At 67.3% G+C, this 24561-nt stretch carries 22 protein-coding genes; all 22 read left to right on the forward strand.

From position 1 onward, the window contains the following. The first annotated feature begins 25 nt into the window (after positions 1–25). Positions 26–1282: a DNA polymerase IV gene (gene dinB, locus AC1DRO_RS18870; RefSeq protein ID WP_476952025.1), complete on the forward strand. Its 1257-nt coding sequence runs from the start codon at positions 26–28 to the stop codon at positions 1280–1282. A 294-nt stretch (positions 1283–1576) separates the two neighbouring features. Further along, positions 1577–1948: a DUF3040 domain-containing protein gene (locus AC1DRO_RS18875; RefSeq protein WP_476952000.1), complete on the forward strand. Its 372-nt coding sequence runs from the start codon at positions 1577–1579 to the stop codon at positions 1946–1948. A 436-nt stretch (positions 1949–2384) separates the two neighbouring features. Next, positions 2385–2813: a division/cell wall cluster transcriptional repressor MraZ gene (gene mraZ / locus AC1DRO_RS18880; RefSeq protein ID WP_028275887.1), complete on the forward strand. Its 429-nt coding sequence runs from the start codon at positions 2385–2387 to the stop codon at positions 2811–2813. 226 nt (positions 2814–3039) lie between these two features. Then, positions 3040–4038: a 16S rRNA (cytosine(1402)-N(4))-methyltransferase RsmH gene (gene rsmH / locus AC1DRO_RS18885; protein ID WP_476952001.1), complete on the forward strand. Its 999-nt coding sequence runs from the start codon at positions 3040–3042 to the stop codon at positions 4036–4038. Continuing rightward, a complete protein-coding gene (gene ftsL / locus AC1DRO_RS18890) occupies positions 4035–4715 on the forward strand; it encodes a cell division protein FtsL (RefSeq protein WP_476952002.1) in 681 nt (226 codons plus the stop codon). Before rsmH ends, ftsL begins: the two co-directional genes overlap by 4 nt. Positions 4716–4756: 41 nt before the next feature. Further along, positions 4757–6559 carry a peptidoglycan D,D-transpeptidase FtsI family protein gene (locus tag AC1DRO_RS18895; protein ID WP_476952003.1) on the forward strand — a complete coding sequence of 601 codons (1803 nt, stop codon included), beginning with the start codon at positions 4757–4759 and terminating at the stop codon, positions 6557–6559. A 197-nt stretch (positions 6560–6756) separates the two neighbouring features. Beyond that, a complete protein-coding gene (locus AC1DRO_RS18900; RefSeq protein WP_476952004.1) occupies positions 6757–8418 on the forward strand; it encodes a UDP-N-acetylmuramoyl-L-alanyl-D-glutamate--2,6-diaminopimelate ligase in 1662 nt (553 codons plus the stop codon). Between the two features lie 6 nt (positions 8419–8424). Continuing rightward, complete coding sequence (locus AC1DRO_RS18905; protein ID WP_476952005.1) at positions 8425–9993, forward strand: UDP-N-acetylmuramoyl-tripeptide--D-alanyl-D-alanine ligase; 1569 nt, start codon at positions 8425–8427, stop codon at positions 9991–9993. Then, positions 9990–11099, forward strand: a complete 1110-nt coding sequence (mraY, locus tag AC1DRO_RS18910) for a phospho-N-acetylmuramoyl-pentapeptide-transferase (RefSeq protein ID WP_028275881.1) — start codon at positions 9990–9992, stop codon at positions 11097–11099. The genes AC1DRO_RS18905 and mraY overlap by 4 nt, the downstream gene beginning before the upstream one ends. Beyond that, positions 11081–12682, forward strand: coding sequence for a UDP-N-acetylmuramoyl-L-alanine--D-glutamate ligase (murD, locus tag AC1DRO_RS18915; RefSeq protein ID WP_476952006.1), 1602 nt, complete (start codon positions 11081–11083; stop codon positions 12680–12682). Before mraY ends, murD begins: the two co-directional genes overlap by 19 nt. Before the next feature lie 2 nt (positions 12683–12684). Next, positions 12685–14214 carry a putative lipid II flippase FtsW gene (gene ftsW / locus AC1DRO_RS18920; RefSeq protein ID WP_476952007.1) on the forward strand — a complete coding sequence of 510 codons (1530 nt, stop codon included), beginning with the start codon at positions 12685–12687 and terminating at the stop codon, positions 14212–14214. A gap of 10 nt (positions 14215–14224) precedes the next feature. Further along, the gene (gene murG / locus AC1DRO_RS18925) at positions 14225–15397 is read left to right on the forward strand and encodes an undecaprenyldiphospho-muramoylpentapeptide beta-N-acetylglucosaminyltransferase (RefSeq protein WP_476952008.1); all 1173 of its coding nucleotides are present in this window, start codon (positions 14225–14227) and stop codon (positions 15395–15397) included. 4 nt (positions 15398–15401) lie between these two features. Further along, positions 15402–16802 carry a UDP-N-acetylmuramate--L-alanine ligase gene (murC, locus tag AC1DRO_RS18930; RefSeq protein WP_476952009.1) on the forward strand — a complete coding sequence of 467 codons (1401 nt, stop codon included), beginning with the start codon at positions 15402–15404 and terminating at the stop codon, positions 16800–16802. Continuing rightward, the gene (locus tag AC1DRO_RS18935) at positions 16795–17706 is read left to right on the forward strand and encodes a cell division protein FtsQ/DivIB (protein WP_476952010.1); all 912 of its coding nucleotides are present in this window, start codon (positions 16795–16797) and stop codon (positions 17704–17706) included. The genes murC and AC1DRO_RS18935 overlap by 8 nt, the downstream gene beginning before the upstream one ends. Before the next feature lie 254 nt (positions 17707–17960). Beyond that, positions 17961–19178 (forward strand): cell division protein FtsZ, encoded by a 1218-nt coding sequence (gene ftsZ / locus AC1DRO_RS18940; RefSeq protein WP_476952011.1) that lies wholly within the window; start codon positions 17961–17963, stop codon positions 19176–19178. 114 nt (positions 19179–19292) lie between these two features. Continuing rightward, on the forward strand, positions 19293–20060 hold the full coding sequence (locus AC1DRO_RS18945) for a purine nucleoside phosphorylase YfiH/LACC1 family protein (protein WP_476952012.1): 768 nt from the start codon (positions 19293–19295) through the stop codon (positions 20058–20060). Continuing rightward, positions 20053–20871: a YggS family pyridoxal phosphate-dependent enzyme gene (locus tag AC1DRO_RS18950; RefSeq protein ID WP_476952013.1), complete on the forward strand. Its 819-nt coding sequence runs from the start codon at positions 20053–20055 to the stop codon at positions 20869–20871. The genes AC1DRO_RS18945 and AC1DRO_RS18950 overlap by 8 nt, the downstream gene beginning before the upstream one ends. Before the next feature lie 87 nt (positions 20872–20958). After that, positions 20959–21489: a cell division protein SepF gene (locus tag AC1DRO_RS18955; RefSeq protein ID WP_026266243.1), complete on the forward strand. Its 531-nt coding sequence runs from the start codon at positions 20959–20961 to the stop codon at positions 21487–21489. Positions 21490–21626: 137 nt separating this feature from the next. Continuing rightward, positions 21627–21935 (forward strand): YggT family protein, encoded by a 309-nt coding sequence (locus tag AC1DRO_RS18960; protein WP_028275875.1) that lies wholly within the window; start codon positions 21627–21629, stop codon positions 21933–21935. A gap of 164 nt (positions 21936–22099) precedes the next feature. Continuing rightward, complete coding sequence (locus tag AC1DRO_RS18965) at positions 22100–22795, forward strand: DivIVA domain-containing protein (protein ID WP_028275874.1); 696 nt, start codon at positions 22100–22102, stop codon at positions 22793–22795. Between the two features lie 152 nt (positions 22796–22947). Beyond that, entirely contained in the window at positions 22948–23526 is a 579-nt protein-coding gene (lspA, locus tag AC1DRO_RS18970) for a signal peptidase II (protein WP_223916639.1), read from the forward strand. A gap of 25 nt (positions 23527–23551) precedes the next feature. Then, the gene (locus AC1DRO_RS18975) at positions 23552–24520 is read left to right on the forward strand and encodes an RluA family pseudouridine synthase (RefSeq protein WP_028275872.1); all 969 of its coding nucleotides are present in this window, start codon (positions 23552–23554) and stop codon (positions 24518–24520) included. Positions 24521–24561 lie beyond the last annotated feature (41 nt).

Genomic DNA, 24561 nt, shown 5'->3' on the forward strand with positions numbered 1-24561 from the left:
GAATCAGCAGACAGTGCAGACGAATATGCACCCCAACGGGCCCTCGAATGCACAGCCCCAGGTCCAGCCCGCCGGCAGCCTGGGAGGGGACTCCCTGCTGGAACTGCGGCGCAGCAGCATCATGCACGTGGACATGGACGCCTTCTTCGTCTCCGTGGAGTTGCGCAGCCGGCCCGAGCTGAAGGGAAAGCCCGTGATTGTGGGCTACCCGGCAGACCGCTCCGTGGTGCTCTCCGCATCCTATGAGGCCCGCGCCTTCGGCGTCAGATCAGCGATGCCCATGGTGGTGGCGGCGCGGATGTGCCCCTCTGCTGTCATCATCGAGCCCCGCCACAAGCTGTACTACGAAGTGTCCGGCCAGATCATGGCAATCTTTGGTTCCATCACCGACCTCGTCGAGCCGCTCAGCGTTGATGAGGCGTTCCTGGACGTCGGGGGAGCCATCCGGAGGCTCGGGCCGCCACGGGAGATTGGCGAACTCATCAGGGCACGCGTGTTCCGGGAGCTGGGCATTACGGCATCAGTGGGCATCGCCGCCAGCAAGTTTGTGGCCAAGATCGCGTCCACCCGCTGCAAACCGGACGGACTGCTGCTGATCAGGCCGGAGGAAACCGTTCCCTACCTGCACAGCCTTCCCGTCAGTGCGCTCTGGGGAGTCGGCGGCAAGACCGTGGAGGTGCTGGCCCGCCGGGGCATCAGGACGGTGGCGGACGTGGCCGCGTCGCCGCTGCCTTCCCTGCGCAAGCTGCTGGGCGCATCGGGGGAGCATGTCTACCGGCTCTCCTGGGGCATCGATCCACGGCCCGTGACGCCGGTCCGCCTGGAAAAGAGCATTGGTGCCGAGGAGACGTTCGCCACCGACACCGCGGATGACGCGCTGCTTCACAGGGAGCTGCTGCGGCTTTCGCACCGGACGGCGGAGCGCCTCCGCAGTGCCGGCATGCACGCCCGCACCGTGGCTCTCAAGCTGCGCTACGCCGACTTTTCCACTATTACCCGCAGCCGCACCGTGAGCACACCGATCGACAGCGCCCAACTCCTGTACGCGGTGGCGGTGCAGCTCCTGGAATCGGTGGGTGAGCGGCCCATGACGGTCCGGCTGGTCGGCATCCGCGCCGAGCAGCTGGAAGAGGCCGCCGATGCCCCGCTTCAGCTCAGTCTTGACCGCCGGGACGACAACTGGCGGGCCGCCGAACAAGCCCTCGATGCTGTCACCCGGAAGTTCGGCAACAAGTCAGTCCTTCCGGCCCGGCTCCTGGATTCCGGGGGCGCCCCCGAGTAAGCCCGGCCGGAACCCCGGCGGGCCGCCCGTTCCCAAGTGTTCCGGCGGCGAAAGGGCCTTAAGACTGTCTTTCAGAACAGGCCGCGACAATCTATCCTTATTAATACCTAGGTTTAGGACTACTGGATCGACCGTTCGGGCGACCTGGCCAGCTAAGACCGGCGCGGGAGAGCTGAATTGCCCCCCTTTTCACCAATGGCGGTGACGGGGGAACCACTTCGGAATCCCGGGCGTTAGGGAATTAGGGCAATGGCCACGTCATGCCCGGACGTTGGCAGACTTGAGGAGGTCGTGATGCCGCTCTCGGAACACGAACAGAAGTTGCTGGAGCAACTTGAGAAGCAGCTGCATGAGGACGACCCAAAGTTTGCAAGCTCAATGGGATCGGTCCCCGGACGCTCATGGTCCACCCGCCACCTAGTCATCGGCGTGCTCGCGACTCTCGCGGGCGTCCTGCTGTTGTTGGTCGGGGTGTCGATGCAGAACATCTTTGTCGGGGTCCTCGGCTTTGTTGTGATGGGCGCCGGAGTCTATTTCGCCACGATGCGCAGTTCTGCGGTGGGCAAGTCCAGGGCAGCCGGCGGACGCAAGCAGGGCAAGCCCCGGAGTTCGTTCATGAGCAACCTCGAGCAGCGCTGGGACGAACGGCACGGGGGCGAGTCCTAAACCGCTCAGTGACGGCCCCGTAAAGTCCTCCACTTCCCGCCACCGGTCCGCCGGGGAGCGGCGCGAGACCCGCTTCGGCGGGTCTTTCGCCATTTAAGGCGGTAATTTCCGGCACCTTTGCTGCAGCATTGCTGGAATTTGGCTTCGATGGCGCCGTAATAAGGGACAACCGCGCCGAATTATTCGCTCCCGCGCCGGTGCGCCGCGTCAATCGGTGCGGGGTGGGAGGCAAGCAGGGAAAAATCGCTCCACTTTCCCCCGCCAGTCCCGATTCCCTGCAAATGCTGGGAAGAAGGGGGATAAACATCCGCAGAATTGTCTAAACATCCCGGGCGTGTCGTTGACTGTGGAGCGATGTGGAGTAATGTGGAGGACGTAAGAGGGTAGTGGCAGCACAGGGGACGTTGGACTTCCTAAAACAGACAGGCGGTGGGCCGTGTTTCTCGGCACACATTCGCCGCGTCTGGATGAAAAAGGTCGAATTATCCTCCCCGCGAAGTTCCGAGAGGAACTTGCCAGCGGGCTGGTTCTCACAAGGGGCCAGGAGCGTTGCATCTACGTCTTCAGTGAGGCGGAATTCGGCCGGGTTCACGAGCAGATGCGGGAGGCTCCAATTTCCTCCAAGCAGGCACGTGACTACATCCGTGTTTTCCTCTCTGGAGCCTCGGACGAGGTACCTGACAAGCAGGGGCGCGTGACGATTCCGCCGGCGCTCCGGGAGTATGCAGGTCTTGGCCGGGAACTCGCCGTCATTGGCGCAGGATCCCGGGCAGAGATCTGGGACGCCCAAGCCTGGAATGAGTACCTGGCCGAAAAGGAAACCGCCTTCTCGGAAACAGACGACGCCATCCCGGGGATTCTCTGAACCCCCACTGATCCACCAGCAAACAACGTTCCTTGATCGAGATCTCCAGCCGCCCATCCGGTTGTTGTCCTGGCTCACTTCCCCGGAGCCAGGCCGGCGCAGGATAGGCGCGGATGGGGATCTGGACCAAGGAACGTTGCGTAAGAGCAGTACCAAGCAATCCGCAACCAGCAAAGCTCAACAAGCCAAGCTCAAAAACAAACAAGGCCAACGAAAGGACGAAGGCATGACGGATCCCGACCAGGCGAAGCCGACGTCCGAACGCCATGTACCGGTCCTCAAGGACCGGTGCATCAATTTGTTGGCCCCCGGCATCGACGCCGCACGGAGCCGCGGCGAGACCCCCGTGGTGATCGACGCGACGCTCGGCATGGGCGGACACTCCGAGGCCCTCCTGGAGCGCTTCCCGGACCTTCACCTGATCGGCATCGACCGCGACGAGGAGGCCCTGGCACTGGCGGGGGCCCGGCTGGCGCCCTTCGAGAACCGGACCGACCTCGTTCACGCCGTCTACGACGAAATCCCGGACGTCCTCGAAGACCTGGGCTTCACCGAAGTCCACGGTGTGCTCATGGACCTCGGCGTATCGTCGCTCCAGCTGGACGAGCGGGAGCGCGGCTTCGCCTACTCCTTCGACGCGCCCCTGGACATGCGGATGGACACCAGCCGGGGCCAGACGGCCGCCGACGTCGTCAATAACTACAGCGAAGAAGAACTCGTCCGGATCATCCGGAAGTGGGGCGAAGAGAAGTTCGCCGGCCGCATCGCGAACAGGATCGTGGCCGCGCGCGCCGAAAAGCCCTTCACCACCACCGGCGAACTGGTCGACCAGATCCGGGCCGTGGTGCCAGCCGGTGCCGCCAAATCCGGCGGCCACCCCGCGAAGCGCACTTTCCAGGCGCTCCGGATCGAGGTCAACGAGGAACTGGACGTCCTCGAGCGCGCCATCCCGGCAGCGATCGAGGCCATCGCCCTCGGCGGCCGCGTGGTGGTCATGTCCTACCACTCCCTGGAAGACAAGATCGTCAAGGGCTTCTTCCAGGCCGGATCGAAGTCCTCGGCGCCGCTCGGCTTCCCGGTCGAACTCGAAGAGCACAAAGCCGAACTCAAAACCCTGACAAAGGGCACCGAGGTACCCACCGCCGCTGAAATCGCCGAAAACCCCCGCGCAGCTTCCGCCCGGCTGCGCGCCGTCGAACGCATCAAAGCCAGGAGAGCCGCATGAGCACCGCCGCCGTCAACAGCTACCCCGTTGCCCAGGACGCCACTGCCCGTGCCCTGCCCGGCCTCCGCCCCGGCCTTGACCAGCCCCGCAAGGCACGCACCCCGCTGTCGGTGGTCCGATCCGTGCCGCGCAAGCGCCGCGCACCGTTCGTGGTGCTCTGCTTCGGACTCCTGGCGATTGCCCTTATGGCCGTGCTGGTCCTGAACATCTCCGTTTCCTCCGCCCAGTACCAGCTGGTCCAGCTCCGCAGTGAACAGACCACACTGACCAAGCAGAACCAGGACCTCACCCAGCAGGTGCAGAACTTCGACGCCCCGCAGAACCTGGCGGCCAAGGCCACGGAGCTGGGCATGGTGGCTTCGGTCGCCAAGGGCCAGATCGACCTCTCCACCCTCAACGTCACCGGCAAGGCCAAGCCGGCCGTCAAGGGTGATGCCCCGGGCGCCGTCATCGCTGCACCGGCCGTCGCCGGGCAGCTCACGGTGGTCCCGCCGGCCACGGAGAACGAGCCTCTCGCCCAGCGCAAGGCGGCGGACACCAAGCCGGCAGACACCAAACCGGCGGACACAGACAAGGCGCCGGCAGCTGTGAAGCCCGTACCGAAACCCGCCGCCCCCGCCGTGGAGCTCCACGGCGGCTCGGTTCCCGCCCCCGCACAGAAGACGCCGGGGCAGTAACGTTCACTGACCACCAGCAAGGCAAGCAGCAAGGACTCACCGTGGCGAAGAACTCCGGCAGGGCAAGCAAGGCGAAAGCCCCAAACCCCACCCGGCGGCTCCGCGTGGGGCTGGGCATCATGCTGGCGCTCCTGCTGGTGGTCGGCGGCAAGCTGTTCATGGTCCAGGGCCTGGACATCGGGGGACTGGCTGAGGCCGCCCTCAACAACCGGCTCACGCCCACCGTGCTGCCCGCGGAGCGCGGCAGCATCCTTGATTCCTCCGGCGCGGTCCTGGCCAGCAGCGTCATCCGCTACAACGTCGTGGTGGACCAGACAGTCAATACCAAGACCGAATCCTTCCGCCGGTTCGAGACCATCAACGGCAAGGACGAACTCGTCAAGGTCACCCGGGACCAGGGCATCTCCGAACTCGCCGCCGTGCTCGGCATGGACCGCGGCACCCTCCGCGATGCCCTGACAGGAACCCAGCGCTACTACATCGTGGCCAAGGACCTGAAGCCGGACGTCGAGGATAAGGTGTCCAAGCTGCAGATTCCCGGCGTCGTCACCGAAGGCACCAGCAAGCGGGTGTATCCCAACGGCTCCGTGGCCGGCGGAATTGTGGGTTTCCTCAAGGACGGCAGCACCGGACAGGCGGGCCTCGAACAGACCCAGGACGAGGTACTCAAAGGCACACCGGGCAAGCGGCTGTTTGAAATCGGCGCCGACGGACTGCGCATACCGGTGGGCGTGGACCAATTGACGCCGGCGGTGAACGGCAAGGACATCAAACTCACGCTGAACTCGGACCTGCAGTACTTTTCCCAGCAGGCGATCCAAAGCCAGAAGGACAAGCTCAGCGCCGAGTGGGGTGTGATTGTGGTCCAGGACGCCAAGACCGGAAACATCGTCGCCATGGCCGATACCGACTCCCCGGATCCGAACGACCCCGGCAAGGTTGCCGCCGAGGACCGCGGGGTCCGGGCAGTCACCGCCGCCTACGAGCCCGGCTCGGTGGAGAAGATGATCACGGCCGCAGCGGCGATCCAGGAAGGGAAGTCCAGCCCTCTGGACAGGTTCACCATTCCACCGACCTACACCGTGGACGGCCAGACCTTCAGCGACGCGTTCGAACACGGCACCGAGCAGCGGACGCTGGCGGGCATTGTCGGCTACTCCATGAATACGGGCACAGTCATGGTGGGCCAGCGGCTGAGCAAGGAACAGCGTTATGAGTGGCTGCGGAAGTTCGGCATCGGAGAGGCCCCCGACATCGGTCTGCCGGCCGAATCCAAGGGCATCCTGACCCCGGCCGACCAGTGGGACGGGCGCCAGCAGTACACCGTGCTCTTCGGCCAGGGCGTCGCCCAAACCACCCTCCAGACCGTCCGGGCCTACCAGAGCATCGCCAACGACGGCGTGATGCTCCAGCCCCGGTTGATCGACAGCTACATCAACCCGGACGGTGCCGAGGAAAAAGTCCCGGCCAAGGCTCCGCAGCAGGTCGTCTCCAAGGAGACGGCCAAACAGGTCCGCGACATCCTTGAGAGCGCCGTAACCGAGGGTGAGATCAAAGAGGCTGCCATCGACGGGTACCGGGTGGGTGCCAAGACCGGCACATCCGAATCGCCCTGCGACGACGGCAAATCAGGGTTCTGCGGCTATACAGCCTCCATCATCGGAATGGCGCCCATGGACGATCCGCGGTTTATTGTTGAGGTGGTCCTGCAACGGCCCAAGGGAAGCATCTTCGGAATCACCAACGGACCGGTGTTCCGTTCGGTGATGAGCCAGACGCTGCGCACATTCAACGTCCAGCCCTCCACCGGCGAACCCGCGCGGCTGCCGCAGTACGCCAAGTAGCGCCTGTTCCACCTGGCACCCGGAAGTCACCAGCCGACGCCACACCCATTGCCTGCGCGCCGGAGCATTTCCGCGTGCGCAGGTCCCGATCTACCAGTGCCGATTCATTCAGTGCCCGATTTTTTTCAGTGCCCGATTTTTTTCAGTGCCCGATTAGTTCAGTGCCCGATCCACTAGCACCACAACGGAGATCCACTTTGTCAGAGCTCACCGACCCCGATGCTTCCGCGCCGTCCGGCCATGACTCCACCCAGGGCTTCCGGCCCACTGCGGTTGCCGCAGTGCCGCTGGCAGCCATTGGCGCGGCGATTGGCGTCGCCGTTCCCGGTGCGTCCGGCTCCGTCCAGGTCATCGGGATCTCCCTGAACTCCCGGTCCGTCCGCCCGGGAGACCTGTACGTGGCCCTGCCGGGCGCCACACGGCACGGGGCCGACTTCGTGTCCCAGGCCGTCGACGCTGGCGCCGTGGCGGTCCTGACAGACGACGCCGGGGCGCGCCTGCTGGCCCTGGGCCATGACATCGCCGTCCCGGTGCTGCTGGCCCACGAGCCGCGCAGCGTGGTCGGCCGGCTGTCCGCGCTCATCTACCAGAGCAGGCCCGACGGCGCCGGGGCGCCGGCCCTCTTCGGGGTGACAGGCACCAACGGCAAGACCACCACCACCTATTTCATCAATGCCCTGCTGCGGGCGCTGGGCAAGCGGACCGGGCTGATCGGGACGATTGAGATCCTGGCCGGCGGGGAGCCGATACCGAGCCTGCTGACCACGCCCGAATCCACGGATGTGCACGCGCTGCTGGCGCTCATGCGCGAACGCGGGCTCGATGCCGCCTCCATGGAGGTTTCCTCGCACGCCGTGTCCTTCCACCGCGTCGACGCCGTGGTGTTCGACGTCGCCGGCTTCACGAACCTCACCCAGGACCACCTGGACCTGCACGGGACCATGGAGGAATACTTCCAGACCAAAGCCCGGCTGTTCACGCCGGAACGCGCCCGCGCCGCCGTCGTGACCATCGATGATGACTGGGGCCGCAAGCTCGCGGCCGCCGCCGAAATCCCGGTCACGACCCTGGTCACGGCCGGGGCCGACGGCGCCGGGCCGGCTGACGCCGACGGGACCGCGGACTGGACCGTTGCCCGGACTGCTCCGCGGGGCCTCGGCTCCGACTTCGTCCTCCGGCACCGCGACGGCGCCGAGCTGCGCGTTCACACGGGCCTGCCGGGCGGCTTCAATGTCGCCAATGCAGCGCTGGCCACAGTGATGGTCCTCGCCGGCGGCCACGAGCCGGCCGCGGTGCAGGCCGCCCTCGACGCCGCGGATCCCTTCACCGTTGCGGTGCCGGGCCGGATGCAGCTCGTGTCCACGGCCCCGGCCGCCGTGGTGGACTTCGCGCACAACCCCGACGCGCTGGCCCGTGCCCTCGAAGCCGTCCGGTCCCCGGAACCCGGATCCAAAGTGATCATCGTTTTCGGCGCCACCGGACAGCGGGACCAGGGCAAACGCCCCGCGATGGGGGCCATCGCGGCGCGGCTGGCGGACACCGTGATTGTCAGCGACGACGATCCCCACGACGAGGACGCGGCGGCCATCCGCGCGGACGTCCTTGCCGGGGCCCTGGCGGCCAAGGATGACGAAGGCCTGGACTGCACAGTCCTGGAGGTCTTCCCGCGCGACGCCGCCATCCTGAAGGCCGTAGAGCTCGCCGGAGCCGGGGACACCATCCTCGTAGCCGGGCGCGGGCACGAGGTCTGGCAGGAAGTCAAGGGAGTCAACCTGGCACTGGATGACCGGGTGGAGCTTCGGAACGCCTTGACAGCACGGGGATTCACCGTTCTCGAAGACCACCGGATAGAGTCCTAAACCGAGATGATTGCATTTACAGCGGCGGAAATCGCCGACATAACCAACGGCCGGCTCGCCGCGGAACCGGGAATTACCCCCGCCTCCGTGGTGACCGACTCCCGCGAGGCCACGGCGGGTTCCCTCTATGTGGCCAAACCGGGGGAGAACGCCGACGGACACGACTTCGTCGGCGCAGCCTTTGACCGGGGTGCCGTATTGGCGCTCGTGGAGCGCGAAGTGGCCGACGCCGCCGGAACGGACTATCCCGCCGTCGTCGTTGAGGACGCTGTCCTCGCCATGGGCGCGCTGGCCGCCGAAGCCGTCCGCCGGATCCGCACCAGCCGCGCCGCGGCCGGCGCCGCTTTCACCGTGGTCGGCATCACCGGCTCCGCCGGCAAGACCACCACGAAGGACCTGCTCGCCGGAATCTTCACGGCCGCCGGCGCCGAAGGTGCCACAGTTGCACCGCAAGGGTCCTACAACGGCGAGATCGGCGTGCCGCTCACAGTCTTCAAAGCCGACTTCGACACCCGCTACCTCGTCATCGAGATGGGCGCCACGGGCATCGGCCACATCCAATACCTCGCGGACATGGTCCGGCCGGAGATCGGCGTCGTCCTCGGCGTCGGCTCCGCCCACGCCGGCGAGTTCGGCGGCGTCGAGAACATCGCTGTCGCCAAGGGCGAACTCGTGGAGGCGCTCCCGGCCGGGGGCACCGCCGTGCTGAACCTGGACGACTCCCGCGTCGCCGCGATGGCCACCCGGACCCGGGCCCGCGTGCTCGGCTACACCTCACGCGCGGCCGGCACCGGCCCGGACAACACCATCCAGGCCGACGTGGCCCAAGCCGATGTGGTGAGAGCCGCGGATGTGGAACTGAACGCCGACGGCCACCCGGAATTTGAGCTCTACCTGCCCGCCGAGGTGACGGCACAGCAAGGACCAACCCGGCACCACGTCGCCGCCAAGCTGATCGGCGCCCATCACATGGCCAACCTCCTCGCGGCCGCGGCCGCGGCGCACGCGGCCGGCATCCCCGGCGCGCAGATCGCGGCCTCGCTCAGCGCGCAGACCGCCGCCAGCCGCTGGCGGATGGAGCGCACGGAGCGTCCCGACGGCGTGACTGTCATCAACGATGCCTACAACGCCAACCCGGAGTCCATGCGGGCAGCACTGCGGACGCTGGCCGAACTGGGCCGCGGCCGCCGCACCTGGGCGGTCCTGGGCGCCATGCTGGAACTGGGCCCGGATTCCATCCGCGAGCACATGGCAGTCGGCACCCAGGTGGTGCGGCTGAACATCTCGCGGCTCGTCGTGGTGGGCCGGGAGGCGCGGTCGCTGTATGTCTCCGCCGTCAACGAAGGCTCCTGGGGCGACGAATGCGTTTTCGCCGAGACGGCGGACGAGGCCTACGAGCTTCTCCAAGCCGAGCTCCAGCCCGGCGACCTGGTCCTGTTCAAGTCATCGAACGGCATCGGGCTGCGCCACTTGGGGGATCGGATAGCATTACCCCCACATGCCACCCAAGACTCTCCCGAGCGACCTGCTGAGGGAACTGCTGCCACCGCCACAGAAGGGAGTGCACAGCTGTGATTGCACTGCTGATGGGCGCCGGAATGGCGCTGCTCCTCGCGTTTGTGGGCACCCCGCTGTTCATCCGGTTCCTGGTCCGCAAGGGCTACGGACAATTCATCCGGGACGACGGACCCACCTCCCACCACACCAAGCGGGGCACACCCACAATGGGCGGTACCGTGGTGGTCGTGGCGGTCCTGGTCAGTTACGGGCTCACGCACCTGATCATGTGGATGATGAACCCGCACTCACCGGGGCCAAGCGCCTCCGGGCTTCTCCTGCTCTTCCTCATGGTGGGCATGGGGCTGGTCGGATTCCTGGATGACTTCATCAAGATCTCCAAACAGCGCAGCCTGGGCCTGGACGCCAAGGCCAAGCTGATCCTCCAGGGCGCCGTTGGCATCATCTTTGCCGTGCTGGCGCTGAACTTCCCGAATGCCGCGGGCCTGACCCCGGCGTCCACCCAGATCTCGCTGGTGCGCGATATTCCGTGGCTTAACCTCGCGTTCGCCGGAACCGTGCTCGGCGCCATCTTGTTCGTGCTGTGGTCCAACCTGATCGTCACGGCCGCGACCAATGGCGTGAACCTCACCGACGGCCTCGACGGCCTGGCCGCCGGCGCTTCCGTCATGGTGTTCGGGGCCTACACGCTCATGGGCATCTGGCAAAGCAATCAGGCCTGCGGATCCCCGAGGCAGGCCGGCAGCGGCTGCTACTCGGTCCGCGACCCTCTGGACCTGGCCCTGCTGGCCGCCATCCTGAGCGCGGCGATGGTCGGGTTCCTGTGGTGGAACACCTCGCCAGCAAAGATCTTCATGGGCGACACCGGCTCTCTAGCCATCGGCGGCGCCGTCGCAGCCTTCGCGATCCTGTCCCGCACTGAACTGCTGCTGGCCTTCATCGGCGGGCTCTTCGTCCTCATCACGCTCTCGGTCATCATCCAGGTGGGCTACTTCAAAATCACCAAGGGCAAACGGTTCTTCAAGATGGCACCGCTCCAGCACCACTTCGAACTCAAGGGCTGGGCCGAAGTCACGGTGGTGGTCCGGTTCTGGATCCTGTCCGGGTTGTTTGTCGCCGCCGGCCTGGGCATCTTCTACGCCGAATGGGTGGTGCTGCTGTGACCAGTCCCATCCCCGCCCCGCTCACCACCTCGCCCCGGCTGCAGGGACTCACCACCTGGGATTCCGACTGGGCCGGCCTGCGCGTCGTGGTCACCGGCATCGGCGTCTCCGGATTCGCCGCCGCCGACACCCTCATTGAACTCGGCGCCCGGGTGGTGGTGGTGGACGCCGCCACCAGCGCCAAGGCGCTGGCCCAGGCCGACACGCTCCGGATCGTCGGCGCCGTGGACGTCCTGCTGGGCGAGGAAGCGGTGGAGTCCGTTCCGAAGATCGACGGGCAGAAGCCGGACCTGGTGGTCACTTCCCCGGGCTGGCGCCCGGACCAGGCCCTGCTCGCCGCAGCGGCGCGGGCGCACATTCCGGTGTGGGGCGACGTCGAGCTCGCCTGGCGGCTCCGCGAACGCGAGGGACGCAAGACCGCCGACTGGCTGGCCATCACCGGCACCAACGGCAAGACCACCACGGTCGGCCTGACCGAATCCATGCTTCAGGCCGCCGGCCTGAAAGCGATCGCCGTAGGCAACGTCGGAACCCCGATCCTGGACGCCCTGCGCGATCCCGTGGACTACGACGCCTTCGCGGTGGAACTGTCCAGCTTCCAGCTGCACTGGAGCCACTCGGTGTCGCCGGTGGCCAGCGTGTGCCTCAACGTCGCTGAAGACCACGTGGACTGGCATGGCTCCTACGCCTCCTACCTGGCCGACAAAGCCAAGGTCTACGCGAACACGCAGAAGGCGTGCATCTACAACGCCGAGCAGATCGAGACCGAACGCATGGTCGAGGACGCGGACGTGGTGGAAGGCTGCCGGGCCGTGGGATTCACCACACTGACCCCGGCCATCAGCATGCTCGGCGTCGTGGAAGGGCTGCTGGTTGACCGGGCGTTCATCGCCGAACGCAAGGACAGCGCGGCCGAACTCGCCTCGATCGCCGACCTGGGACCGGTGGCGCCGCGCCACATGGTGGCCAACGCGCTGGCAGCCGCTGCCCTGGTCAGGGCCTACGGGGTGGAGCCATCGGCTGTGCGCCAGGGCCTGCTGAACTACCTTCCGGGAGACCACCGGATCCAGCTGGTGGCCCGGCATGAGGGTGTGCTGTGGATCAACGATTCCAAAGCCACCAACCCCCACGCCGCCGCCGCCTCGTTGTCCGCGTTCCAGAATGTGGTGTGGATCGCGGGAGGCTTGTCCAAGGGCGTGAATTACGACTCCCTGATCCAGGAACAGGGCAGCCGGCTCAAGGCCGTGGTCCTGATCGGCGCGGACTCCAGCGACCTGCAGGCCGCCCTGAAGCGACACGCGCCGGATGTCCCCGTGATCGGGCAGGGCAAGGGCGAGACTGAAGACGTGCAGACTGCCGGTACGGCCAAAGCCGACGCAGGCCCTTCGCCGATTTTCGGCGAGACTGTGATGGCCCAGGCCGTTGCCTCGGCGGCGCAGCTGGCCGCCTCCGGGGACACTGTGCTGCTGGCCCCGGCGGCTGCTTCCATGGACCAGTTCTCTTCCTATGCTCACCGTGGCGATGCCTTCATCGAAGCTGTCCACGAGCTCGTGGAAGGGCAGGCTCAGACCAGCGAGGAGTAACAATGGTCAGCACGCCCACACGTACGACGACGACACGATCCGCCGCAGGCGGGGCCAGTAGTGGCACGCCCGCCGGCCGTCCGGCCCCTTCGGCGGCACGGCCAACGGCCGGCGGCCCCGCCGTCACCCCCGCTGCCCGGGTGCGTGCCTGGAGCCGCGGATTCTGGTCCGCGCTGGAAGGCACCGGCAAGTCCCGCAACGGATCCACGTACTACCTGATCCTTGGCTCCACCCTGGCGCTGACGGCGATCGGGATCATGATGGTCCTCTCGGCCTCCAGCGTGGAAGCCATCGCCGCGGGGGAGTCGCCGTACTCGGCCGCCCTCAAACAGGGCGGATTCGCCGCGATTGGCGTCTTCGCGATGCTTGTCCTCTCCCGCGTGAACGTCGTCTGGCTACGGCGCTTTGCCTGGCCGCTCATCTTCCTGGCCATTGCGCTGTTGGGCCTTGTTCTCCTCGTGGGACGCAGCGCGCTGGGCAACCAGAACTGGATCGACGTCGGTCCGTTCACGTTCCAGCCCTCCGAAGCCGCCAAGCTTGCCCTCGCGCTCTGGATGGCCACCGTGCTTGACCGCAAGGCCAAGCTCCTCCACGAATGGCGCCACGCGCTCATTCCGGTCGTGCTCCCGGGCGCCATTGCGGTCCTGGGCCTCATCCTGGCCGGAAACGACCTCGGGACGGCCATGATCGTGATGATCATCGTGGCCGCCGCGCTGTTCTTCGCCGGCGTGCGGCTGTACCTTTTCGGCTTCGCCGGGGCGGTCCTGGCCCTTGGCGCGACGATCCTCGCCGTCACGAGCCCGAACCGGATGTGCCGCATCCTGTCATGGACGGGCCAGACCTGCGCCGACGGCTCCGACCTGAACTACCAGTCCACCAACGGCCTGTACGGGCTCGCATCCGGCGGCTGGTTCGGTGTCGGACTGGGCCAGAGCCGGCAGAAGTACAGCTGGATCCCGGAAGCACACAACGACTTCATTTTCGCGATCATCGGCGAGGAACTCGGACTGGTCGGCACGATCGTCGTCCTGGTCCTGTTCGCCATCCTCGGCACCGCCATCTACCGCGTGGTCGTCGCCCAGCACGATGTCTTCCACCGCGTCCTGGCCGGCACGATCATGGTCTGGCTGCTGGGCCAGGCCAGCGTCAACATGGCCGTGGTCACCGGGCTGGCACCGGTGATCGGTGTCCCATTGCCCTTCATTTCCTATGGCGGCTCGGCCCTGCTGATGTCGCTGTGCGCAATCGGCGTCGTCCTGTCCCTGGCCCGGGCCCAGATGGACCCCGGCATGCAGCCGAAGAAGATGCTCAGGTTCGGCCCGGCCGCCTTCGCTAATTCCGTCCGGAGGGCCCGCGCTGCCCGGGCTGCAAGGACTGCCGCCAGCCGGTCCGCCGCCAGCACGGCCTCCAGCCGGTCCGCCGCCCGCACGGCAGCCCGACCCAAGGCCCCCGCAGGCAAGAGCCCCGCCAAGAGCCCCGCCACCAAGAGCCCCGCCAAGAGCCCCGCCGCCAAGAACCGTACGAAAGCGTAAACAGCCCTTCATGAACACCGAGTCGCCCTTGTCCGTAGTCCTTGCCGGCGGCGGAACCGCCGGCCATATCAGCCCGCTGCTGGCAATCGCCGGCGCCCTCCGGAAGTCCCGGCCCGGAGTGCAGCTCCTGGCTGTCGGGACCCCCGGCGGAATGGAAGCGCGGCTCGTCCCGGCGGCCGGCCTGGACCTTGCCACCATCAGCCGTGTCCCGCTTCCGCGCAGGCCTTCCGCGGACCTGCTCCGGCTGCCGGGCCGGATGGCCGGTGCGGTGAAGCAGGCGGGTTCAATCCTGGACGAGGCAGGCGCCGACGTCCTGGTGGGGGTCGGCGGGTACGTGTGCACACCGATGTACCTCGCTGCCCGGCGCCGGAAGATCCCGATCGTGGTCCACGAGGCCAACACCCGTCCCGGCCTGGCTAACCGCGTTGGCGCAGGCCTCGGCGCCCACGTGGCAGTGGCCTTCGCCGCGACCAAACTGGGCCGCGCCGCCCGGCACGTAGGCATGCCCATGCGCCCCGAAATTTCCGGCCTCGACCGCGCGGCCGCCCGGGCCGGTGCACGGCAGGCGCTCGGCCTGGACGCGGACCGGCCGACGCTCATCGTCACGGGCGGGTCCTCGGGCGCCCAGAGCATCAACCGGTCCCTCGCTGCGGCCGTAGGGGCCCTCGCCGACGCCGGCGTGCAGACCCTGCACATCACCGGCCGCGGCAAGTCCGTCCACGACGCCGACGGCAAACCGCTCGCCGCGCCAGGCTATCGGCAGGTGGAGTACGTCGACGGCATGGAAACCGTCTATGCCGCGGCGGACCTGCTGCTGGCCCGTGCCGGAGCCGCCACGGTCTGCGAGGTGGCCGCCGTGGGCGTGCCTGCCGTTTTCGTGCCCCTGCCCATCGGCAACGGCGAGCAGGCGCTGAACGCCGCGGGCCTGGTCGCCGCGGGAGGCGCATTGATCGTCGATGACAAGGCCTTCTCCGCCGACTGGATCAGCGGGAACATCATTCCCCTGCTGCTGGACACGGACAGGCTGGCCCGGATGGCAGCCAGCGCCGAACAGCTCGGCATCCGCGACGCCGACCGGCGCATGGCCGATCTCATCCTCGACGTCGCGTCTTCGAACGAGCACAGCGGGAACCGGCAGCGTCCGAAACAGCAGGGCCCGAACCAGCACGGCAGGAAGCAGTAGAGCAATGACCCAGCCCCAACACGGCACGCATGCCCTGGAATCCCTCGGCCGCGTCCACTTCATCGGCATCGGCGGCGTCGGCATGTCCGCCGTTGCCCGCATCATGGTGGCCCGCGGCATCCCGGTGAGCGGCTCCGACGCCAAGTCGCTGCCCGTCATGGCGGACCTCGCGGCCGCCGGGGCGCGGATCGCCGTCGGCTATGCTCCCGGCAACCTGGGAGACGCCCAGACGGTGGTCGCCGGCTCCGCGATCCGGGCCGACAACCCCGAGCTCGCAGCGGCCCGTGCCGCCGGACTCCCGGTGCTGCACCGCTCCGAGGCGCTGGCCGCCACGATGGCGGATGACACTGTGGTGGCAGTCGCCGGAACGCACGGCAAGTCCACCACGACCTCCATGATCACGGTGCTGCTGCAGGGCGCCGGGCTGGACCCGTCCTTCGCGATCGGCGCCAACGTCCCGGCGCTCGGAGTCAATGCGGCACACGGCACGGCGGGCATCTTCGTCGCCGAGGCCGACGAGTCGGACGGCTCCTTCCTGAACTACCGCCCCAGGATCGCCGTGGTGACCAACGTCGAGCCGGACCACTTGGACTTCTACGGCACCGCCGAGGCCGTCTATGCCTCCTTCGACAGCTTCACGGCCCTGCTCCCGGCGGACGGCGTCCTGGTGGCGTGCGCTGACGACCCCGGGGCCAGGGCACTGGCGGAGCGCACCCTGGCCCGCGGCAACACCCGCGTGGTGCTTTACGGAACCGCCGACGACGCCGCCATCCGGCTGCACGACGCGGGACCTGGCCGGATGGGGATCTCGACGACGGCGGGCACATTCGGCGTCGAACTCCAGGTTCCGGGCCGGCACAACGCACTCAACGCTGCCGCCGCCTTCGCCGTGGCGATCGAACTCGGCGTCGCGCCCGACACCGCTGCGGCGGCACTGGCCCACTTCTCCGGCGCCTCGCGCCGTTTCGAGTTCAAGGGGGAGGGCCGGGGCGTCCGCGTCTACGACGACTATGCCCACCACCCCACGGAAGTCCGCGCCGCCCTGTCCGCGGCACGGGCCGTCGCCGGGCAGCACAAGGTGCACGTGCTCTTCCAGCCGCACCTGTTTTCCCGGACCCGCGAATTTGCCCGCGAGTTCGCCGAAGCGCTCAACACGGCGGACACGGCCCTGGTCCTGGACATCTATCCTGCCCGCGAGGATCCCATTCCAGGGGTCACCAGCGGGCTGATCGCCGAGCACCTGGGCTCAGGCGGCCGCCTTGTCGGACCCGACGGGGAAGCTGTGCAGGCACTGCTGACGGCCGCAGGGCCCGGGGACATCGTGCTGACCGCCGGCGCCGGTGACGTCACGGCCTACGGGCCTCTGATTGTCGAGGCCCTGACGGCCGAGGCCGCCGGTGCCTAGCACCAGGCGCCCCACCTACCGTGGCGGATCCGGCACCGGCGGATCCGGCTCCCGGCCGCCGTCCGCCGGAACGGGCACGGATGTCATTTCTGCGTCCAAGACCGCCGCGGACACCGCCGTCGGTCGGTCCCGCAATCCGCAGAACCTGCAGAACCCGCAGGGCACCCCGGACAACGGGCCCGGCAAGGTGCTCTCCTTCCCCGAGCCCAAGGGCAAGCGTCGCCGGCGGATCCTGCTGAGCACCATCGGGATCGTGGCCGTGCTGATGGCGGGGATCGTCGCGGCCGCTGTCTACTCGCCGGTGCTGGCCCTGCGCACTGTCACGGTGGAGGGTACAAAGATGCTGCACCCGGATCAGGTCCAGGCCGCCCTCGCGCCTCTTCAGGGCAAGCCGCTGCCGCAGATCAGCGAGGAGGAGGTCACAGCCCTGCTCAAGCCGCTGGTCCAGGTCAAGGACGTCACCGCGAAGGCGCTGCCGCCCAACACCCTGCAGGTGCACGTCATCGAGCGCATTCCCGTGGCCATGGTCAAGCAGGGCAAGACATTCCAGCTGGTGGACGTCGACGGTGTCCAGCTCAGCACCACCGCCGATGCGGCCTCGGTATCGCTGCCGGTGATCGACGGCGGCAGCGGAACGCTGCCGAAGGACCTGTTCCAGGCCATCACGGCGGTGCTGGGGGCCCTGCCGGCGGATGTGCTGGCGCGGCTCTCCAACGCCTCTGCCGCGTCGGCCGACGCCGTCGAACTCAAACTCGTCGACGGGCAGACAATCGTCTGGGGCAACGCGGGGGAGAAAGAGCTGAAGGCACGGGTCCTTTCTGCCCTCCTGAAGGTCCCGGCCGACCCCAAAAACCCGGTGAAGGTCTACGATGTCAGCGTGCCCCGGCACCCTGTCACGCGGTAGCCGGCAATCAGATCCGCCGCAGCCCGGATGTCCAGCGGACGTCCAGCTGCCCTCGGGACTTTTTACAGGGGCTATTTGCCCGGTATTCCCGCGACACGCGGCGGCGGTTATTGAATGTCCCCGGCATAGGAAATACCGTCACAGACATGAGTTACTTGACATAACTATAACCTTCAAGTCGAAGGTTAAGGTTCAAAGCTTCAAGCAGGACTCGACCAGTTTTCGCATTAGTACACGAACAAGGGACACGTAACGTGGCAGCTCCGCAGAATTACTTGGCCGTCATCAAGGTCGTCGGCATCGGCGGCGGTGGCGTGAACGCAGTCAACCGCATGATCGAGGTCGGTCTTCGCGGCGTCGAATTCATCGCCATCAACACCGATGCCCAGGCATTGTTGATGAGCGATGCCGACGTCAAACTCGACGTCGGGCGTGAGCTGACCCGTGGTCTCGGTGCTGGCGCGAACCCTGAGGTTGGCCGCCAGGCCGCCGAGGACCACGCCGATGAAATCGAAGAGGTCATCCGGGGCGCAGACATGGTCTTCGTCACCGCCGGCGAAGGCGGCGGAACCGGCACCGGCGGCGCCCCCGTCGTCGCCCGGATCGCCCGGTCCCTTGGCGCCCTGACCATCGGCGTCGTGACGCGCCCCTTCACGTTCGAAGGCCGCCGCCGTGCCGGCTCCGCCGAGGCCGGCATCGACGCCCTGCGCGATGAAGTCGACACCCTGATCGTGATCCCGAACGACCGCCTGCTCTCCATCAGCGACCGCAACGTCTCGGTCCTGGACGCGTTCCGTTCCGCCGACCAGGTCCTGCTCTCCGGTGTCCAGGGGATCACGGACCTCATCACCACCCCCGGCCTGATCAACCTCGACTTCGCCGACGTCAAGTCCGTCATGCAGGGTGCCGGTTCCGCGCTGATGGGCATCGGTTCTGCCCGCGGCGAAGACCGCGCCGTGAAGGCCGCGGAGCTGGCCATCGCCTCCCCGCTGCTGGAAGCATCGATCGACGGCGCGCACGGCGTGCTGCTGTCCATCCAGGGCGGCTCGGACCTTGGCCTGTTCGAAATCAACGAGGCAGCCCGCCTGGTCCAGGAAGTCGCCCACCCGGAGGCCAACATCATCTTCGGCGCCGTGATCGACGACGCCCTCGGCGACGAGGCACGCGTCACCGTCATCGCCGCCGGCTTCGACGACGTCAAGGCCACCTCGCCGTCCATGGACCAGTCCCTGCCGGCCGCGCCGCCGCGTCCCGCGTCCGCCGCCCCCGCCCCGGCGCAGGCACCCGCCTCCGCCCCGGTCCAGCCGCTGCACGCCACCGTCGGCGCCTCCGGCTACGGCGGCTGGGGCCAGCAGCGTCCCTCTGCCGTACCGGCCGATTCGGGCTTCGACGTCGACCTTCCGGCCGTCGTGGAGCCGGACCTGTCCGGCCGGCACTCCGATGACCTGGATGTCCCGGACTTCCTGAAGTAAATAGTTCCGCTCCTGCATGGCACCGCCGTCCGGCGGTGCCATGCTGCATTGCGGCGGGTTACGGTGGATTATATGAACGCAGGTATTCCGGACATGTTGATGGCGGTGTTGTGATTGTTTTGCTGGCGGGCTGAAGTCCGGGCGGGCGTATGGGTGGCTTTCACCGACGCCGGAGCCGGGAACCTGGCACTGCATGTCGGTGACGACCCCGTGGCGGTGCGCCGCCGGCGCGCGGATCTCGAAGCGGCCGCCGGGCTCGGCGGGCGCTCCTTCCGGTACATGAACCAGGTCCACGGCAGTGACGTCGCCACCATCGTCGGGTCCACGGCCGCGGACTCCGCTGGCGAAGGTCCGGCCGCGCCCACGGCCGATGCCATGGTCTCCCTGGCTGAGCCGCTGGCCGTCCTGGTGGCGGACTGCGTGCCGGTGGTGCTGGTCGGCGAGGATCCGGCCGGGGCGCCGGTGCTGGGCGTCGTCCACGCCGGACGGCCAGGCGTCGCCGCCGGGGTTGTGCCAGCCGCCGTGGCCCGCCTCCGGGAGCTCGGTGCGGACCGCATCAGCGCCTGGGTGGGCCCCTCGGTCTGCGGGCGCTGCTATGAGGTCCCCGACAGCCTGCGCGCGGACGTTGCCGCGGCCGTGCCTGCCACCTGGTGCACCACCTCTACCGGCACCCCTGGCCTGGACCTGCCGGCCGGAGTGCGGAGCCAGCTGGAAGCTGCGGGCGTCGCGATCGAATACTCCGGGGGATGCACCCTCGAGGACGACACCCTCTTCTCCTACCGCCGGAACAGCCACGCCGGCCGCTTCGCCGGGCTCGCTTGGACGGACGGCATCCACGGGACTGACGGGACTGACGGGAATAGGGCGCAGGGCCATGACTGAACCGGCGCAGCGCCCCGACGCACACGCCGGCCAGCCCGTCACGGCGCCGGGGGAGAATCATGAGAACCGAACGGACGCGCTGGAAGGCCCCCGACTGGCCCAGCTGGAGGCGAACCTCGGGGCCGTCCGCCGCCGGATCGACGCCGCCGTGGCCGCCGCGGGCCGGCAGGCGGCGCCACCGCGCCTGATCGTCGTCACCAAGTTCCATCCTGCGCAGGACGTCCGGCGGCTGGCGTCGCTGGGGGTCACCGACGTCGGGGAGAACCGGGACCAGGAGGCCGCGGAAAAGGCGGCGCAGCTTCAGGACCTTGGCCTGAGCTGGCACTTTATCGGCCAGCTCCAAAGCAAGAAGGCCAAATCCGTGGTGAAGTACGCCGCGTCCGTGCACTCCGTGGACCGGGAAGCCGTCGCCTCGGCCCTGGCCAAGGCGATGGCCGTCGAAACCGACCGCACCGGACGCCCGCCCCTGGACTGTTTCATCCAGGTCAGCCTGGCCGAGCAGGCCGGCGATGCAGCAGGGGCACACCGCGGAGGCGCGGCGCCCGGCGAAGTCCCCGCGCTGGCCGAACAGGTCGCCGGTGCCGGCGGGCTGAGGCTCGCCGGCGTCATGGCCGTTGCCCCGCTCGGGGCGGACCCGGGGGCTGCTTTCGAAAAGCTGGCGGGCATTTCCGGGCGGCTGGCCGAACAATTTCCGTACGCCACGGGAATATCCGCCGGCATGAGCCAGGACCTCGAAGAGGCCGTCCGCTTCGGGGCGACACACCTGCGCATTGGCTCCGATATTCTCGGTCCGCGTCCGGCCCTGCGGTAAGTTCGACATATTGGAAGGTAATGGCGGGGATTCCAAGGCTGTCTAGTCACTAAGCGGCCCGCTTACGGACAAGATTAGGAGTCGACCATGGCTGGCGCTCTGCGCAAGACAATGATCTATCTTGGGCTCGCCGACGGCGACGAACACTACGAGTCTGAGCACCCCACACCGCACAAGGATGAGGACGAATCCATGGAGCAGGACCGCGAGGAACGACGTGCTCCGGCGCCCGTCCGCGAGGTCCCCCGGGAAGAGCCCCACGCCGCTGAAGAGGAATATCGCGCACCTGTGACACCCATCAAGCGTGCGGCATCGAGCCGCGAAGAGACCACCGGACTCCGGCAAATCACGACCATCCATCCGCGGTCGTACAACGACGCCAAGCTCATCGGCGAAAGCTTCCGCGACGGCATCCCCGTCATCATGAACGTCACCGACATGGGCGAGGCTGACGCCAAGCGCCTCGTGGACTTCTCCGCCGGTCTTGTTTTCGGCCTCCGCGGCAGCATCGAACGGGTGACCAACAAGGTCTTCCTGCTCTCGCCGTCGTACATCGAAGTCATTGGCGACGACAAGAAGGTCAGCGAGACGCAGGCAAGTTTCTTCAACCAGAGCTAGGCCCGAATATTCGGTACTGATGCCAGGCGGGGACACCTGCCTGGCATCCGTGCGGAATTATCCGTGTTGAAATAGAAGTGACACTTTCCTTAGGACACTTCGGTATCCGGAATGAACATGGAGATATGAGTTAGCTCATGGGAATTGTTTTGGGGCTCGTCTATATCGCTCTGTTGCTTTTTTTCGTGGCATTGATCATCCGCCTGGTCTACGACTGGGTGCAGATGTTTGCCCGAAGCTGGCGGCCGCGCGGTTTGGCACTAGTGACCGCCCATGCTGTGTATTCGGTCACGGACAAGCCCCTCAAACTGCTCCGCCGGCTCATCCCGCCGCTGCGGTTGGGCGGAATGTCGCTTGACATCGGCTTCCTGCTGCTGTTCGTGGCCGTGAGTGTGGCGATGTGGATCGTCAAGGGCCTGGTGTACGCCCAGCCGATCGCAGCATAGGCCGCGGCCGCAGCCGGGCAGCGACCTGCCCGGCCCCGGCCCAAACCGAAAGTAAACTCCGGTTTGACACTGCGGTGTTGAATTAGAGGAACCAGACCATATTTAGGTACCGTAGTTTGACGGCCGGAAGGCCTACTGACTAACTAGACCAACGAGGTGACCAGATGGCTTTGACGCCAGAAGACGTTGTCAACAAGCGCTTTCAGCCGACCAAGTTCCGCGAAGGCTACGACCAGGACGAGGTTGACGACTTCCTGGACGAGATCGTCGTCGAACTTCGGCGCCTGAACCAGGAGAACGACGAGCTGCGCAAGAAGCTCGCCGAATCCGGCGCCGGCACGCCTGCCAGCTCCGCAGCCGCCGCACCCGTGGTGGAAAAGGTCCCGGCACCCGTCAAGGCCGAGAAGGAAGACACCGCCAAGGCCGAGGCCGAGGCCAAGGCAAAGGCGGCCGCAGAAGCCGCCAAGAAGAAGGAAGCCGAGCAGGCCGCCAAGGCCGCCCAGGTTGTCGAGCCGGCACGCAGCGCCGCCACCCCCGCGTCGGAGTCCGCCGCCGGCCTGCTCGCCATGGCGCAGCAGATGCACGACAAGCACGTCGCAGACGGCGAGCAGCAGCGGGACAAGATCATCGCTGAAGCCCAGATCGAGGCCAGCAGCCTCGTCAACGATGCGCAGGAAAAGTCCCGCAAGATCCTCGGTGCCCTCGAGCAGCAGCGCTCCGTCCTGGAACGCAAGGTCGAGCAGCTTCGCGGCTTCGAGCGCGACTACCGCTCACGCCTGAAGGCCTACATCGAAGGCCAGCTCCGCGACCTGGACGCCCGCGGCTCCGTCGCGGCCCCCGAGGTTGGCGAAGCCAGCTAGGGCAAAAAGCAAGTATTCTGAAAGCCGGTGGCTGAGGATTCCTCGGCCGCCGGCTTTTCCCTTTTCCCGCAACGTGCCGGCACCGGCCCAGGTGCCCGGCGCTTGCCGGTACCTGAACCCGGTCCCCGCACTGGCTCCCGATCGAAAGCCCTATGACTGACGCACCATCACCAGACGCCATGCAGCCTGTCGAGGCGGCACAGCCCGTGCGCGCCCGGCCGCGGCGGGCAAAGCTGTTTGTCCTTTTCGCTGCCTTCGCGGTCTTCGCCTACGTGTTCGACCAGCTCACCAAGCTCTGGGTCACGACCACCATGACCGAGGGTGAGCGGATCCCCGTGCTTCCCCCGCTGCTGCACTGGTTCTACATCCGCAACTCGGGGGCGGCGTTCTCAATCGGCGAGAACGTCACCTGGGTGTTCACGATCATCATGGCGGCCGTGTCTGTCGCGATCCTGCTGCAGCTGCGCAAGCTCGGTTCGCTCTGGTGGGCCCTGGCGCTGGGACTGCTGCTCGGCGGCGCACTCGGGAACCTGACGGACCGGCTGTTCCGCGAGCCGTCCTTCGCGATGGGCCATGTGGTGGACTTCATCCAGCTGCCAAACTTCGCGATCTTCAACATCGCCGACTCCGCCGTCGTCTCCGCCGTCGTGATCATCTGCCTGCTCACGCTCCGCGGAATCTCCCTGGACGGCTCGCGCCACACGAAGGATACGGTGGCTAACGATGTCTGACACTGCCTCAGGAAACGCCGCTGACATGGCGGCCGATATGGCCGCCGAAGCCGGCACCGCACCCGCCGGGCACCACCGCTTCACCGTCACGGAGGACCTCGCCGGTTCCCGCGTGGACGCCGGACTGGCCAGGCTGATGGACATCTCCCGCTCCCAGGCCGCAGTCCTGATCGCCGAAGGCAACGTCACCAGCAACGCAGGGAAGGTCGGAAAGTCCCTCAAACTCACCCTGGGCACAGTGCTCGAGGTCGTGGTGCCGGACCGCAGGGACCCCCTGGAAATCGTGGAGGAAGTAGTGGACGACCTGTTGATCCTGCTGGACGATGACGAATTTGTGGTCATCGACAAACCGGTCGGTGTGGCCGCGCACCCTTCGCCCGGCTGGGTGGGACCCACGGTGGTGGGAGGCCTCGCCGGGCTCGGCTACCGGATTTCGACGTCGGGCGCCCCGGAGCGCGCCGGCATCGTCCACCGGCTCGATGTCGGCACGTCCGGTGTCATGGTGGTGGCCAAGACCGAAAATGCCTACACCGTGCTCAAGCGGGCCTTCAAGGAGCGCACCGTGGACAAGGTATATCACGCCGTCGTCCAGGGCCTTCCCGATCCGCTGGCGGGCACCATCGACGCGCCCATCGGCCGGCACCCGGGCCATGACTGGCGGTTTGCCGTGACCGAGGACGGCCGTGATTCGGTGACGCACTATGAGGTCCTGGAAGCTTTCGGGAAAGCCTCACTCGTGGAGGTGCACCTCGAGACGGGCCGCACCCACCAGATCCGCGTGCATTTCTCGGCCCTGCGCCACCCCTGCGCCGGTGACCTCACCTACGGTGCGGACCCGAGGCTGGCCGCCACCCTCGGCCTCACCCGGCAGTGGCTGCACGCCCGGGAACTGTCCTTCGACCACCCGCGGACAGGGGAGCGGGTTACCGTCGCCAGCGAGTACCCGCAGGACCTGCAGTACGCGCTGACGGTCCTGGAGTCCGGAAACGCCTGAGCCGCACGGCACGGGCGGCCTGAATCCACGGGGTTCTGCCG

It is taken from the genome of Arthrobacter sp. P4_F11, from assembly GCF_056401395.1.